Below are 14425 nucleotides of genomic sequence, written 5' to 3' on the forward strand. Positions count from 1 at the left end.
GTGGTGTGTTTGGAGACAGCCAGTTTACCAGCACCCTGTCTGTCAACTTCCACTTCCCCAAGATCCCGCGAAGAACCACAATAAAGGCCCCCACCGCCTCAAGAGCGCGCCAAATCAGCCGCTATTATGAGTTCAACCCTGGTTCACACTTACGAGTCACCCTTATGTTCGCAAGCCTGACACTGAAACAGAAAATTCTGGCCACCGTCATCCTCGCCGTGGCCCTCTCCTGCCTGCTGGTGGGCTATTTCAGCCAGCGTTCTGCCCAGCAGCTGATCGAGGACCGCATGTTCGAGCAGGAGCTGCCCAACCTGACCCAGCGCATCGGCAAGGAGATCGAAAAGGATCTCACCTCGGTCGCCAATGCCGCCAGACAGCTTGCCAACGACCGCTTCGTGCTGGACTGGGTCGAGCGCGGCATGCCCAAGGAGCAGGAGTCCATCCTCATAAACCAGCTCAAGGACATGACGAGCCAGTATGGTCTGGTCACCGCCTCCTTCGCCGATCGTCAGAGTGCCGCCTACTACAACCAGGACGGTTTTCTGCGCATCCTGAACCACGAGCAGGACAACTGGTTCTATGACTACACCAAGAGCCGCCAGGATCTGATGCTTAGCATCTTTCGGGAGAGCAACGGCGAGGTGAAACTGTTCGTCAACTTCCAGCAACTCGACGGACGCGGCCTCGCCGGCCTCGCCAAATCCCTCGACAGCATGGTCAGCATGCTCGCCAACTTCCGCATCGGCGACAGCGGCTTCGTCTTCATGACAGACGGCAGCGGCAAGGTGAAGCTGCACCCCGACGCCGCCCGCATCGATCGGGACAACCTGACCCAGCTGGCCAGCGGCAGTAGCACCAACCTGCTCAACAAGCAGCCCTTTGCCGCCACCCATGCCGAGGTCGACGGCCAGCCAGTAATCCTGGCCAGCAGCTACATCCCCCTGCTCGACTGGTATCTGGTGGCCCAGGTGCCGGAGGCCGAGATTTATGCCGAACTGGACAGAGCGCGCCTGCACATGGTGCTGGTCAGCCTGGCCATCGCCGTCGGCATGGGGCTGCTCGGCGTTCTCCTGGCGGGCTCCGTGAGCCGCCCCCTCAACGAACTGGCCCGCCTGTTCCGCGAACTCGGCAGCGGTGATGGCGACCTCACCCATCGCCTCAAGGTCGATGGCCGTGACGAACTGGCCCAGGTGGCGACCGGCTTCAACAACTTTGTCGCCAAGATCCACGGCTCCATCGAACAGGTGGCGAGCAACTCCCGCCAGCTCGCCGCCACCGCCAACGAGGTGGCAGCCAAAGCCCAGCTCACCCAGCACAACTGCACCGCCCAGCGGGATCGCACCGTCCAGGTCGCCACCGCCATCCATGAGATGGGAGCCACCGTCAGCGAGATCGCCGGCAATGCATCCCTGGCAGCCGACGTCGCCAAGCAGGCCAACGAGCAGGCCGATGCGGGGGCCCAGGTCGTCGCCCAGGCCCGTCACGGCATCGTCGGCCTCTCCGGTGAAATCGAACAGGTCGCCGGGGTCATCGAGTCCCTGGCGAGCCAGACCGACTCCATCGGCAGCATCCTCGACACCATCCGCAGCATCTCGGAGCAGACCAACCTGCTGGCCCTCAACGCCGCCATCGAGGCCGCCCGTGCCGGCGAGCAGGGCCGTGGCTTCGCCGTGGTGGCCGACGAGGTGCGCAACCTCGCCAGCCGCTCCGCCGCCTCCACCGCCGAGATCCAGAGCATGATCAACAGCCTCCAGGAGCAGAGCGCCCGCGCCGTCAGCGCCATGGCCCAGGGCCGCAACCAGAGCCTGCGGGTGGTGACCCAGGCCGACGAGGCCAACGGCGCCCTCGACCAGATCACCGGACACATCACCCAGATCAGCGACATGAACATCCAGGTCGCCACCGCCACCGAAGAGCAGTCGAGCGTGGTGGGCGAACTCAACCGCAACGTGGAGGACATCAACCAGCTCACCATGGAGACCGCCGATATCGCCCATCACCTGACCGAGTCGAGCCGCAACCTGCAGCACCTCTCCGGCGAGCTCGACAAGCTGGTCGGCAACTTCCGCCTCTGAGCGTCCGGCACCTCTTCCTGACCCGCACCAGGGCGCTTCGGCGCCCTTCTTCATGACCACGGCAAGCCGTGACGCACGGGGGATACGTCGTCTCCCACCGCCCTGCCACATGCCTCATAATCAGGAAAACGCGAGGAGGTATGATGGGCAAGCTGGTCGTGATGATAGTGCTGGGGGGGCTGCTCAGTGCCTGCAGCAGCGGGCCCGTGCGGGTGCACGGGGCCGATGTGAGCGTGGACGATACCCGGATCCGGGTCAGCGACGGGGATCGCGGAGGCTACGGTACCTTCTGCCCACCGGGACAGGCCAAGAAGGGGCGCTGCTGACCGCTGGGTGCCGAAAGACAGACAACAAAAAGCCGCTCCATGGAGCGGCTTTTCTTATGAAACGGGCAGAAGATTATTTTTTCTTCTTGGCCTTGGCGTTCGGCAGGTCGGTGATGGAGCCTTCGAACACTTCGGCAGCCAGACCCACGGACTCGTGCAGAGTCGGGTGAGCGTGGATGGTCAGCGCGATGTCTTCGGCGTCGGCACCCATCTCGATGGCCAGACCGATTTCACCCAGCAGTTCACCGCCGTTGGTGCCCACGATGGCACCACCGATGACGCGGCCGCTCTCCTTGTCGAAGATCAGCTTGGTCATGCCGTCGGAGCAGTCGGACGCGATGGCGCGACCGGAAGCAGCCCACGGGAAGGTGGCGACTTCGAAGTTCAGACCCTGTTGCTTGGCTTCCTTCTCGGTCAGACCCACCCAGGCCATCTCAGGCTCGGTATAGGCGATGGACGGAATCACTTTCGGGTCGAAGTAGTGCTTCTTGCCGGCGATGACTTCGGCCGCCACGTGGCCTTCGTGTACACCCTTGTGGGCCAGCATGGGCTGACCGACGATGTCGCCGATGGCGTGGATGTGGGCCACGTTGGTACGCAGCTGCTTGTCGACTTCGATGAAACCGCGCTCGTTGACGGCAACACCGGCCTTCTCGGCATCCAGCATCTTGCCGTTCGGCACACGGCCTACGGCAACCAGCACGTTGTCGTAGCGAACCGGCTCGGCCGGGGCGTGCTTACCTTCGTAGGAGACGTACAGGCCGTCTTCACGGGCTTCAACGGCGGTGACCTTGGTCTCCAGCATGATGTTGAATTTCTTGGCAACGCGCTTGGTGTAGATCTTGACGATGTCTTTGTCGGCAGCCGGTACCAGCTGGTCGGCAAATTCCACCACGTCGATCTCGGAACCCAGGGAGGAGTACACGGTACCCATCTCCAGACCGATGATGCCGCCACCGATGACCAGCAGCTTGCCAGGAACGGTCGTCAGTTCCAGCGCATCGGTAGAGTCCCATACGCGGGGGTCGTCATGGGGGATGAACGGCAGCTTCACCGGACGGGAACCGGCGGCGATGATGGCGTTGTCGAAGGTGACGGTGGTCTTGCCGTCGGCGCCTTCCACTTCCAGCGTGTTCGGACCGGTGAACTTGCCGAAGCCGTTCACGACTTGGACTTTACGCATCTTGGCCATGCCAGCCAGACCGCCGGTCAGCTGGTTGATGACCTTCTCTTTCCACAGACGCACCTTGTCGATGTCGGTCTGCGGGGCACCGAAGACGATGCCGTGCTCGGCCAGCGCCTTGGCTTCTTCAATGACTTTGGCGACGTGCAGCAGTGCCTTGGACGGGATGCAACCCACGTTCAGGCAGACGCCACCCAGGGTGGAGTAACGCTCGACGATAATGGTATCCAGACCCAAGTCAGCCGCACGGAAGGCAGCGGAATAACCGGCAGGGCCAGCACCCAGTACTACGACCTGGGTTTTGATTTCTTTACTCATCATGACCTCTTTGTCGTTCTTATATCCCCGGACAGCACAGTCTTATGCCAAACAAGGCCGCTGCAGCCGTGAAAAAAACGGGGCAAGTTTACAATCCTGTTAACGAAATGAGAAGCAAAAAGGGCGGGCTCTGGGCCCGCCCTCTCACTTACAGGACCAGTCGACGAATGTCGGACAACACACCACTCAGGGTGGTGATGAAGCGGGCACCGTCGGCGCCATCGATGACGCGGTGGTCGTAGCTCAGAGCCAGCGGCAGCATCAGGCGCGGCACGAACTCTTTACCGTTCCACTTCGGCTTCATCTCGGACTTGGAGACGCCCAGGATGGCCACTTCCGGCGCGTTGACGATCGGGGTAAAGCTGGTACCGCCGATGCCACCCAGGCTGGAGATGGTGAAGCAACCGCCCTGCATGTCGGCAGCGGTCAGCTTGCCGGCACGGGCCTTCTTGGAGATCTCGGCCAGATCGCGGGACAGCTCGTGGATGCCCTTCTTGTTGACGTCGCGAACCACCGGAACCACCAGACCGTTGGGGGTATCCACCGCCACACCGATGTGGATGTACTTCTTCATGATCAGCTTGCTGCCGTCTTCGGACAGGGCGCTGCAGAAGCGCGGATGGGCTTCCAGGGCCTTGGCGGCCGCCTTCAGGATGAACACCAGCGGGGTGATCTTCACGTCCAGCTTCTGCTTCTCGGCCAGGATGTTCTGCTCTTTGCGGAACGCTTCCAGATCCGTGGTATCGGCTTCGTCGAACTGGGTGACGTGGGGGATCATGGCCCAGTTGCGGTGCAGGGCAGGACCGGAGATCTTCTGGATACGGGTCAGCTCCAGCTCTTCGACAGGGCCAAACTTGCTGAAATCAACCTTCGGCCAGGCCACGACGCTCATGCCGTTGCCAGTGCCGGTGCCGGCAGCCGGAGCGGACTCGGCGCGCTTGACCGCATCCTTCACGTAAGCCTGCACGTCTTCTTTGACGATGCGACCCTTGCGACCGGAGGCTTTCACCTTGGCCAGGTTGACACCGAACTCGCGCGCCAGACGGCGTACAGCCGGGGAGGCGTGGACATAGGCGTCGTTGGCGACGAAATCGGAGGCGGCAGCAGCCTGGGCAACCGGCGCAGGAGCGGCGGCAGCCGGAGCGGCAGCAACAGGCGCTGCGGCAGGAGCCGGAGCAGCCACGGCAGCCGGAGCGGCACCCGCCACTTCGAATACCATGATCAGGGAACCGGTGGAGACCTTGTCACCCGCCTTCACCTTGATCTCCTTGACCACACCGGCGAACGGCGCAGGCACTTCCATGGAGGCCTTGTCGCCTTCCACGGTGATCAGGGACTGGTCGGCTTCAACCTTGTCACCCACGGCGACCATGATTTCGGTCACTTCCACTTCGTCACCGCCGATGTCCGGCACGTTGACGTCCTTGGCACCGGCGGCAACCGGAGCAGCGGCAGCCACGGGGGCAGCAGCAGGAGCCGGCGCAGCAACAGCGGCCGGGGCTGCGCCCGCCACTTCGAAGACCATCACCAGGGAGCCGGTAGAAACCTTGGCGCCGGCGGCAACCTTGATCTCGACCACGCGACCGGCGAACGGTGCCGGCACTTCCATGGAGGCCTTGTCACCTTCCACGGCGATGATGGACTGGTCGGCTTCAACCATGTCGCCCACGGCAACCATGATCTCAGTTACTTCGACTTCGTCACCACCGATGTCCGGCACGTTGACGTCCTGGCGAGCGGCAGCAGCAGGAGCGGCGGCCGGCGCGGCAGCAACCGGGGCAGCAGCCTGGGCCGGAGCCGGTGCGGCAGCACCCTCGGCTTCGAAGACCATGATCTGGGAACCGGTGGCAACCTTGTCGCCCACCTTGATCAGGATCTCTTTGACGATACCGGCGGCCGGAGCCGGGACTTCCATGGAGGCCTTGTCACCTTCCACGGCGATCAGGGACTGGTCCAGCTCGACCTTGTCACCCACGGCCACCATGATCTCGGTGACTTCAACTTCATCGGCACCGATATCCGGCACCATAATCTGTTTGGACATTGCGCTTTATCCTCTTGCGTGCATCCGCGTGGCTGCCTGAGCATCACCACGCGCATCCCGCGTTATCCGTTTAAACCCAGGCAAGGTCGCGCCGGATACCCGGCGCGACACTCAATCCTCTTACGCGTACAGCGGGTTGACCTTGTCGGCATCGATGCCGTACTTGGCGATGGCTTCGGCCACAACCTGCTTGTCTACCTCGCCGCGCTTGGCCAGTTCGGTCAGGGCAGCAACCACTACGTAGAACTCGTTCACTTCGAAGTGACGACGCAGGTTGGCACGGCTGTCGGAGCGGCCGTAACCGTCGGTACCCAGGACACGGTAGTTCTCGGTCGGAACGAAGGCACGCACCTGATCGGCGAAGGACTTCATGTAGTCGGTCGCAGCGATGGTGGCTTCGGAACCCAGTACCTGAGCGATGTAGGGCACACGCGCTTCGGCGGTCGGGTGCAGCATGTTCCAGCGATCCGCGTCCTGACCGTCACGAGCCAGTTCGTTGAAGGAGGTGACGCTGAACACGTCGGAACCCACGCCGTACTCGCTGGCCAGGATCTGGGCGGCAGTGCGCACGTGACCCAGGATGGAACCACAACCCAGCAGCTGAACTTTCGCCTTGGCACCGGCGATGGATTCCAGCTTGTAGATACCCTTGCGGATGCCTTCCTCGGCGCCTTCCGGCATGGCCGGCATGGCATAGTTCTCGTTCAGGGTGGTGATGTAGTAGAACACGTTCTCCGGGTTCTCACCGTACATGCGGCGCAGGCCGTCCTGTACGATCACCGCCACTTCATAGGCGTAGGACGGATCGTAGGAGATGCAGTTCGGGATGGTGTTCGCCAGGATGTGGCTGTGACCATCTTCGTGCTGCAGACCTTCGCCGTTCAGGGTAGTACGACCGGAGGTCGCACCCAGCAGGAAGCCACGGGCTTGCTGGTCACCGGCTGCCCACGCCATGTCGCCGATCCGCTGGAAGCCGAACATGGAGTAGTAGATGTAGAACGGGATCATCGGGCAGTCGTTGGTGCTGTAAGAGGTGGCAGCAGCCAGCCAGGAGGACATGGCGCCCAGCTCGTTGATACCGTCTTGCAGAACCTGACCCTGCTTGTCTTCCTTGTAGTAGGAGACGATGTCGCGGTCTTGCGGGGTGTACTGCTGACCGTGCGGGCTGTAGATACCGATCTGGCGGAACAGGCCTTCCATACCAAAGGTACGGGCTTCGTCAGCCAGGATCGGGACGATGCGCTTGCCGATGGACTTGTCTTTCAGCATCACGTTCAGGGAACGCACGAACGCCATGGTGGTGGAGATTTCGCGCGCCTGTTCACCCAGCAGCGGACCGAAGGCATCCAGCGCCGGGATTTCCAGCTTGGTGGTGCTCTCGCGCAGACGGGTCGGTACATAGCCCTTCAGTGCGGCACGGCGGGCGTGCAGGTACTTGTGCTCTTCGGTACCCTCTTCGATCTTCAGGTACGGCAGGTTTTCCAGCTGCTCGTCGGTGACCGGCAGGTTGAAACGATCGCGCAGGTGACGCACGGAGCCCAGATCCATCTTTTTGACCTGGTGAGCGATGTTCTTGCCTTCGGCCGCTTCGCCCATGCCATAGCCCTTGATGGTCTTGGCCAGGATCACGGTCGGCTTGCCCTTGGTCTGTGCAGCCTTGGAGAAGGCGGCGAACAGTTTGCGGGGGTCGTGACCACCGCGGTTCAGGGCGAAGATCTCCTCGTCGGTCATGTCTTTGACCAGCGCGGCGGTTTCCGGGTAACGGTTGAAGAAGTGCTCGCGCACGTAGGCACCGTCACGGGACTTCATGGTCTGGTAGTCACCGTCCACGGTCTCGTTCATCAGCTGGATCAGCTTGCCGGAAGTGTCTTTCTTCAGCAGCTCATCCCACTTGCGACCCCAGATGACCTTGGTCACGTCCCAGCCAGCGCCGGCGAACAGGCCTTCCAGCTCGTTGATGACCTTGCCGTTGCCGACAACCGGACCATCCAGACGCTGCAGGTTGCAGTTGACCACGAACACCAGGTTGTCGAGCTTTTCACGCACGGCAACAGTCAGGGCACCCTTGGCTTCCGGCTCGTCCATCTCGCCGTCACCCAGGAAGGCGTAAACGGTCTGCTCGGAGCAATCCTTGATGCCACGGTCGGTCAGGTACTTCAGGAAACGCGCCTGATAGATGGCGGCGATGGGGCCCAGACCCATGGAAACGGTCGGGAACTGCCAGAATTCCGGCATCAGTTTCGGGTGCGGGTAGGAAGGGATACCCTTGCCATCCACTTCCTGACGGAAGTTGTCCAGCTGCTCTTCGGTCAGGCGACCTTCGGCGAATGCACGGGCGTAGATGCCCGGGGAGATGTGACCCTGGAAGTAGACCAGATCGCCACCGTCCTTCTCGTTGCGGGCACGGAAGAAGTGGTTGTAGCAGACTTCATAGATGGTCGCGGAAGAAGCGAAGGAAGACATGTGACCACCCAGGTCCAGGTCTTTCTTGGAGGCGCGCAGCACGATCATCATGGCGTTCCAGCGGATGATGGCGCGAATGCGGCGTTCCATTTCCAGGTCGCCCGGGTAAGCCGGTTCGTCGCTGGACGGGATGGTGTTGATGTAGTCGCGGTTTGCCTTGGCAGCCACGTCCACACCGCTTGCGCGGGCTTTCTCGGCCAACTGTTCAAGGATGAACTGAGCGCGTTGCGGACCCTCTTCACGCAGCAGGGATTCCAGAGAGGCAAGCCACTCCAGCGTTTCTATCGGGTCCACATCGTTCTTCAGGATATCAGACATGGCTGGTTCCTATGTTGTTGTGATTGCACGGCATTGCACGGCGAAGGGCGCAAGCATTCGACAATTAAGAAAGCCTTGTGGGATTAGTTTTCCTGCTGACGGATCCGACGCATGGATCGCTGGATCCGGCTGTCTTCCCTCTGCATATCCAACAAGGTGTCCTCGATAAAGGCCAGGTGCTCATGACAAGCAGCCCTGGCCCGCTCCGGAGCCCCCGACAGGATAGCCTCGATCAGGCTCGCACGATGGCGACGGATCTTGGCGACCACTCCCGGACGGCGATTCAAAATTTCGTTATTGCGTAAAATGTTCTGCTCGAGCATGGGGCCCATGGCCCGCAACAGGTGCAGCAGCACCACGTTGTGGGAGGCCTCGGCCACGGCCAGATAGAACTGGGTCACGGCGGCCGATTCGACCACCAGCGAGCCTTGCTGGCCGGCTTCTTCGATGGCGGCTTGCGCCAGGCGAATCCGTTCGAAATCAGCCTCGGTGCCCCGCAGCGCAGCATAGTAGGCACAGATGCCTTCCAGCGCGTGACGAAACTCCAGCAGGTCGTACTGGGCTTCCGGGTGAGTGCTGAGCAGTTCGAACAGGGGGTCGGCGATCCCCTTGCTCAGGGCATTTTGTACGTAAGTGCCACCGCCCTGACGACGATACAAGAGTCCTCTCGCTTCCAGGCGCTGGATGGCTTCGCGCAAGGAAGGGCGCGACACCTGAAACTGGATGGCGAGTTCCCGCTCGGGCGGCAACTTCTGGCCCGGCTGCAGGCTGCCTTCCAGAATCATGCTTTCCAGCTCGGCGACAATGGCGTCGGCCAGCTTGGGCTGAGTTATCTTGATATAGGGCATGAGGCTACTTTGTTAAATTGGTATTACCAATTTTATGGTTGGGGCGAAAATTAGCAGAGGACTTGAAAAAAGTCCACCCAAAAGATGATCTGAATCAAGAAGCTCGGTTGCCACTTTGGGGGTAAAAACGCGGAATCATGATATAGCTCATAGAAAATGGTCTGACCAATATTTGTGAGCTTGCTCACCGATAACATTTATTCAACAGCATGAAAAATGGCTTGCCAGACAAGGCAAGCCATTGATTCTAAAAACACAAAATAATTTTTAGATTTTTCACTCAAAGTGAAGCTTTTCCCGATAGCGAGGCCATTCGAAACTGTCACCCGGATCCGTCTTGCGGCCCGGCGCGATGTCGCAGTGGCCGACAATACGGTCCGCCGTGATGGCGGGATAACGGTGAACAATCGCCCGGCTGAGGTCCGACAGCACCTCGTATTGCTTGTCGCTGTAGGGAAGCTCGTCGGTCCCTTCCAGTTCGATCCCGATGGAAAAATCGTTGCACGCCTCCCTCCCCTCCCAGCTCGAGACTCCCGCATGCCATGCCCTGGCGCCAAAAGGCACGTACTGTACCAGTTCCCCATCGCGGCGGATCAGGCAGTGGGCCGAGACCCTCAGTTGGTGAATACCGGCGAAATAGGGGTGAGCACCGGGATCGAGGCGCCCCAGAAACAGATCGTCGATAAAGGGGCCACCAAACTGCCCGGGGGGCAGGCTGATGCCGTGTATCACCAGCAAGGAGACATCCTCCGGGCTGAGCCTCTCATTGTGATGGGGGGAAGGCACCTTGCGGGCCTGCTCGCACCATCCTTCACGATCGATGGAAAACAGGGTTGTGGGTTGTGTCATCGTCTGCTCGACTCACAAATGGAAGCGATGTGCCTCTGGCGGGATGGGAAAACTGGGAACAAGTCTCTGAATTCATGGATAACGCTATGTTAGGCTGAGCCATTCACTCGCGCGATATGGGACACACTATGCACCCGATGGCACGCCGTCTCTGGCTGCTCGCCTGGCTCTCGCTGCTGGGTCTGCTGACCCTCTACTTTCATGGCCGTGAACAACCGTCGGTGACCGCCAGCGGCGATCTGCTGCTCAGGGCCGATGCCAGCGGCCATTATCGTCTGGAGGGTGCCATCAACGACCAGCCGGTGCAACTGCTGCTGGACACAGGAGCAACCCGGGTGACCATACCGAGCCAGGTGGCCGCCCGGCTCGGCCTCGTCGCCACGGGCCGCAGCCGTGTCAACACGGCAGCCGGAGAGATCCAGGTCGAAACCGGCCGGATCGAAAGTCTGGCGATGGGTCCGCTGACCCTGTACGATTTGTCCGTCTTTATCAATCCGGCTGCCGACGGGGAGGAGATCCTGGTGGGCATGAATGCCCTGGGCAGGCTGGAATTGCGCCAGAAAGACAGGCAATTGCTTCTCAGACCCTTGCAGGAATAAGGCATGTTACAACAGGACATCCGCCGCGCCGTGCGCGCCGCACTTCTCGAAGACTTGGGCGATGCCCTCACCGCGCTGGATCAACCGGATGCCAGCGCCGACATCACGGCCCAGCTGATCCCGGCCGATCGCATCTCGACCGCGCGAGTCATCACCCGCGAGGCGGGCGTCTTCTGCGGCCAGCCCTGGGTCGACGAGGTGTTTGCCCAGCTCGGTGGCGAAGTGAAGGTCGAGTGGAAAGTGCAAGATGGTGAACGCCTTGCCCCCAATCAGGAGCTGTTCCGCCTCCATGGCCCCGCCCGCGTGCTGCTGACTGGCGAGCGCAATGCGCTGAACTTCGTGCAGACCCTGAGTGGCGTCGCCACCCTCACCGCCCGCTATGTGGCCGAGCTGGAAGGCACCGACTGCCGCCTGCTCGACACCCGCAAGACACTGCCGGGCCTGCGCAGTGCACAGAAATATGCCGTCACCTGCGGTGGTGGCAAGAACCACCGTATCGGGCTGTTCGATGCCTATCTCATCAAGGAGAACCACATCCTGGCCTGCGGGGGCATTCAGGAAGCCATCGCCCAGGCGCGTCACCTCAACCCGGGCAAACCGGTAGAAGTGGAGGTCGAATCGCTGGCCGAACTGGAACTGGCTCTGGCGGCCGAGGCCGACATCGTGATGCTGGACAACTTCGACATCCCCATGATGCAGGAAGCCGTTCGCCTCAATCAGGGCAGAGCCAAGCTGGAAGTCTCCGGCAACGTCACCCTCGATACCCTTGCCGGATACGCCGCGACCGGGATCGACTTCATCTCGGTGGGAGCGCTGACCAAGCATGTGCGGGCACTGGATCTCTCCATGCGCTTTGTCGCGGCTTGAGCAAGCCCCATCCGTTGCTCGTGCCCAAAATATTACAGGGCTCGAAACTTGCAAAAGGCGCCATCGGCGCCTTTTCTTTATGCAGGATCCCACGACATAAGGAGTGTGAAGATGGGCCCTCCCGCCTCATGACAAGTGCCAATGGAAGCCATTTAATCTTTGATTTTTCTACACATTTCACTAAATGACATAAAAGTGGCTAACAAGGTCCCCGCCTCTGTTGCCAACCCGAAGCGCTCGGATAAGATGCTGGAGTGTGGATAGATTTCCACCGGCACTTCTCAGGAACCATGGAAAAAAGGATATTTGACATGAACAGAGACATGAAGAAACAGTCGGGCTTTACCCTTATTGAATTGATGATAGTGGTCGCGATCGTCGCCATCCTGGCAGCCATTGCAATGCCGGCCTATCAGACCTATACCAAAAAAGCCAAAATGACCGAGCTAGTAGCCGCAACGGGATCACTAAAAACCTCTGCAGAAATATGTACTCAAGCAGGGACTGGCTGTAATGGTTTCGCTAGCCCATCAGGTGCAGTTGGTAACGTTACGCTCACAGCAACCAGTTCAGCTAGCGCCCCTCAATATACAATTCAGGCAGATCCAAAGGATGGCACTGTGTTATCTCCTTTAGCTGATGATGACGAATATATCCTCGAGGGGACAGTAAGTGGTGGTGTCGTTCTTTGGGCAGGAAAGTGCGAAAAAGGCGCTACCGCTCAGACTGATTACTGCCCTAACTAATGACCTCTAGCCTCAATAGCGGCCTGGCCACCAGCCTGGCCGCTTCTTCCCTCCTCAGTGAGCCAGACTCACAGCGCTATCTGAGCCAGGCCAGGGCGCAGCGCAAGCCCTTTGTCACCTTCCTGATTGAAAACGACATCCTCGACAGCAAAGCCCTCGCCGATTTCTGCGAGCTGGAATATGGGGTACCTCTGCTGGATCTTGCCGCCTTCGACTTGGCCGAGATCCCACAGAAGTACCTCAATCAGAAGCTGATTGAAAAGCACCATGTGCTGCCTATCTACACGCAAGGCCACACCCTCTATATCGCCATGTCGGACCCGACCAATGTGTCGGCTCTGGAAGATTTTGGCTTCAGCTTCGGCCTGCATACAGAAGCCCTGCTGGTTGAAGAGAGCAAGCTGACCGCCGCCATCGGCAAGCTGATGGAGAGCGAGCAGGATACCCTGGGCATGGATCATATCGACGAGGCCGAGATCTCCGAACTCGAGGTCTCCGACGAGAGTTCCCGCCTCGACGAGAGCGTCAACACCGCGGACGATGACGCCCCCATCGTCAAATACATCCACAAGATCATGATGGATGCCATCAAGCGCGGGGCCTCCGACCTGCATTTCGAACCCTACGAGACCAAGTACCGGATCCGCTTTCGGGTAGACGGCATACTGCACGAAGTCGCCACGCCGCCGGTCAACCTGGCCAACCGCTTCGCGGCTCGCCTCAAGGTGATGGCGCGGCTCGACATTGCCGAACGGCGCCTGCCCCAGGATGGCCGGATCAAGCTCAAGATCTCACGCAACAGATCCATGGACATGCGGGTCAACACCCTGCCCACCATGTGGGGCGAAAAGATCGTGATCCGGTTGCTGGACTCCTCGGCCGCCCGGCTCAATATCGATCAGCTCGGCTTTGACGACCGGCAGAAGACGCAATACCTGCACGCCCTCTCCAAACCTCAGGGCATGATCCTGGTGACCGGCCCGACGGGGTCAGGCAAGACGGTGTCACTCTATACCGGCCTCAACATCCTCAACACCAGCGAGGTCAATATCTCCACCGCCGAAGATCCGGTCGAGATCAACCTGCCCGGCGTCAACCAGGTGCAGATCAATCCCAAAGCAGGGCTCACCTTCGCCAGCGCCCTGCGCTCCTTCCTGCGCCAAGATCCCGACATCGTTATGGTAGGGGAGATACGGGATCTGGAAACCGCCGAGATCGCCATCAAGGCCGCCCAGACCGGTCACCTGGTGCTCTCCACCCTGCACACCAACTCGGCGGCAGAAACGCTTACCCGGATGATGAACATGGGGGTGCCGGCCTTCAACATCGCCTCTTCGGTCACCCTCATCATGGCCCAGCGCCTTGCCCGCAAACTCTGCGATCACTGCAAGGCGCCGGAAGTGGTGCCGGAAGCCGAGTTGCTGGAGCTGGGCTTCACCCAGCAGCAACTGGCCGCCGGGTTGCGGCTGTTCAAGCCCGTGGGATGCAAGGAGTGCTCGGGAGGCTACAGAGGCCGGGTCGGCATCTATGAGATCATGCTGATGTCCGACAACATCGCCAAACTCATCATGCAGGGAGCCAACTCGCTGCAGATTGCCGCAATAGCCCAAAAGGAAGGGATGCGCACCCTGCGCACATCCGGCCTCGAGAAAGCGCGTCTTGGCGTCACCAGTCTGGCCGAAATCAACAGGATCACCACCAACTGAGTTCGCAGTGCCCGAGTCATCTCGCCGGGTGAAGCCGCTGTAATCACCCCGATGACCTTCTTCAAGCCAAGATGAGCCGGACA

The 14425-nt window shown here is 60.5% G+C and carries 11 protein-coding genes; 6 read left to right on the forward strand and 5 right to left on the reverse strand.

The features are described 5' to 3' along the window. The first annotated feature begins 164 nt into the window (after positions 1-164). Positions 165-2075 carry a methyl-accepting chemotaxis protein gene (locus PG896_RS00705; protein WP_043154121.1) on the forward strand — a complete coding sequence of 637 codons (1911 nt, stop codon included), beginning with the start codon at positions 165-167 and terminating at the stop codon, positions 2073-2075. A 143-nt stretch (positions 2076-2218) separates the two neighbouring features. After that, positions 2219-2401 (forward strand): hypothetical protein, encoded by a 183-nt coding sequence (locus PG896_RS00710; protein WP_017779057.1) that lies wholly within the window; start codon positions 2219-2221, stop codon positions 2399-2401. Positions 2402-2474: 73 nt separating this feature from the next. On the opposite strand, the gene lpdA is transcribed toward PG896_RS00710, so the two are convergent. The 5 genes from lpdA to ampD form a co-directional block, all read right to left on the reverse strand. Next, a complete protein-coding gene (gene lpdA, locus PG896_RS00715) occupies positions 2475-3902 on the reverse strand; it encodes a dihydrolipoyl dehydrogenase (RefSeq protein ID WP_010675812.1) in 1428 nt (475 codons plus the stop codon). 148 nt (positions 3903-4050) lie between these two features. Further along, positions 4051-5946, reverse strand: a complete 1896-nt coding sequence (aceF, locus tag PG896_RS00720; protein ID WP_052814469.1) for a pyruvate dehydrogenase complex dihydrolipoyllysine-residue acetyltransferase — start codon at positions 5944-5946, stop codon at positions 4051-4053. Positions 5947-6066: 120 nt separating this feature from the next. Continuing rightward, positions 6067-8727, reverse strand: coding sequence for a pyruvate dehydrogenase (acetyl-transferring), homodimeric type (gene aceE / locus PG896_RS00725; protein WP_270835297.1), 2661 nt, complete (start codon positions 8725-8727; stop codon positions 6067-6069). Positions 8728-8810: 83 nt separating this feature from the next. Next, positions 8811-9575 carry a pyruvate dehydrogenase complex transcriptional repressor PdhR gene (gene pdhR, locus PG896_RS00730; protein WP_010675815.1) on the reverse strand — a complete coding sequence of 255 codons (765 nt, stop codon included), beginning with the start codon at positions 9573-9575 and terminating at the stop codon, positions 8811-8813. A 276-nt stretch (positions 9576-9851) separates the two neighbouring features. Beyond that, positions 9852-10424 carry a 1,6-anhydro-N-acetylmuramyl-L-alanine amidase AmpD gene (gene ampD / locus PG896_RS00735; protein WP_039040507.1) on the reverse strand — a complete coding sequence of 191 codons (573 nt, stop codon included), beginning with the start codon at positions 10422-10424 and terminating at the stop codon, positions 9852-9854. A gap of 128 nt (positions 10425-10552) precedes the next feature. Between ampD and PG896_RS00740 the strand changes: the two genes are divergently transcribed. The 4 genes from PG896_RS00740 (at position 10553) to tapB (ending at position 14342) form a co-directional block, all read left to right on the forward strand. Beyond that, a complete protein-coding gene (locus tag PG896_RS00740; protein WP_042015101.1) occupies positions 10553-11023 on the forward strand; it encodes a retropepsin-like aspartic protease family protein in 471 nt (156 codons plus the stop codon). Positions 11024-11026: 3 nt separating this feature from the next. Beyond that, complete coding sequence (gene nadC, locus PG896_RS00745; protein WP_270835298.1) at positions 11027-11890, forward strand: carboxylating nicotinate-nucleotide diphosphorylase; 864 nt, start codon at positions 11027-11029, stop codon at positions 11888-11890. A 311-nt stretch (positions 11891-12201) separates the two neighbouring features. Then, on the forward strand, positions 12202-12636 hold the full coding sequence (locus PG896_RS00750) for a pilin (protein WP_282598094.1): 435 nt from the start codon (positions 12202-12204) through the stop codon (positions 12634-12636). Further along, positions 12636-14342 carry a PilB family type IVa pilus assembly ATPase TapB gene (tapB, locus tag PG896_RS00755; RefSeq protein WP_041211787.1) on the forward strand — a complete coding sequence of 569 codons (1707 nt, stop codon included), beginning with the start codon at positions 12636-12638 and terminating at the stop codon, positions 14340-14342. Before PG896_RS00750 ends, tapB begins: the two co-directional genes overlap by 1 nt. The last annotated feature ends 83 nt before the right edge of the window (positions 14343-14425 follow it).

Source organism: Aeromonas sp. QDB30, from assembly GCF_027707645.1.
GTDB lineage: Bacteria > Pseudomonadota > Gammaproteobacteria > Enterobacterales > Aeromonadaceae > Aeromonas > Aeromonas caviae.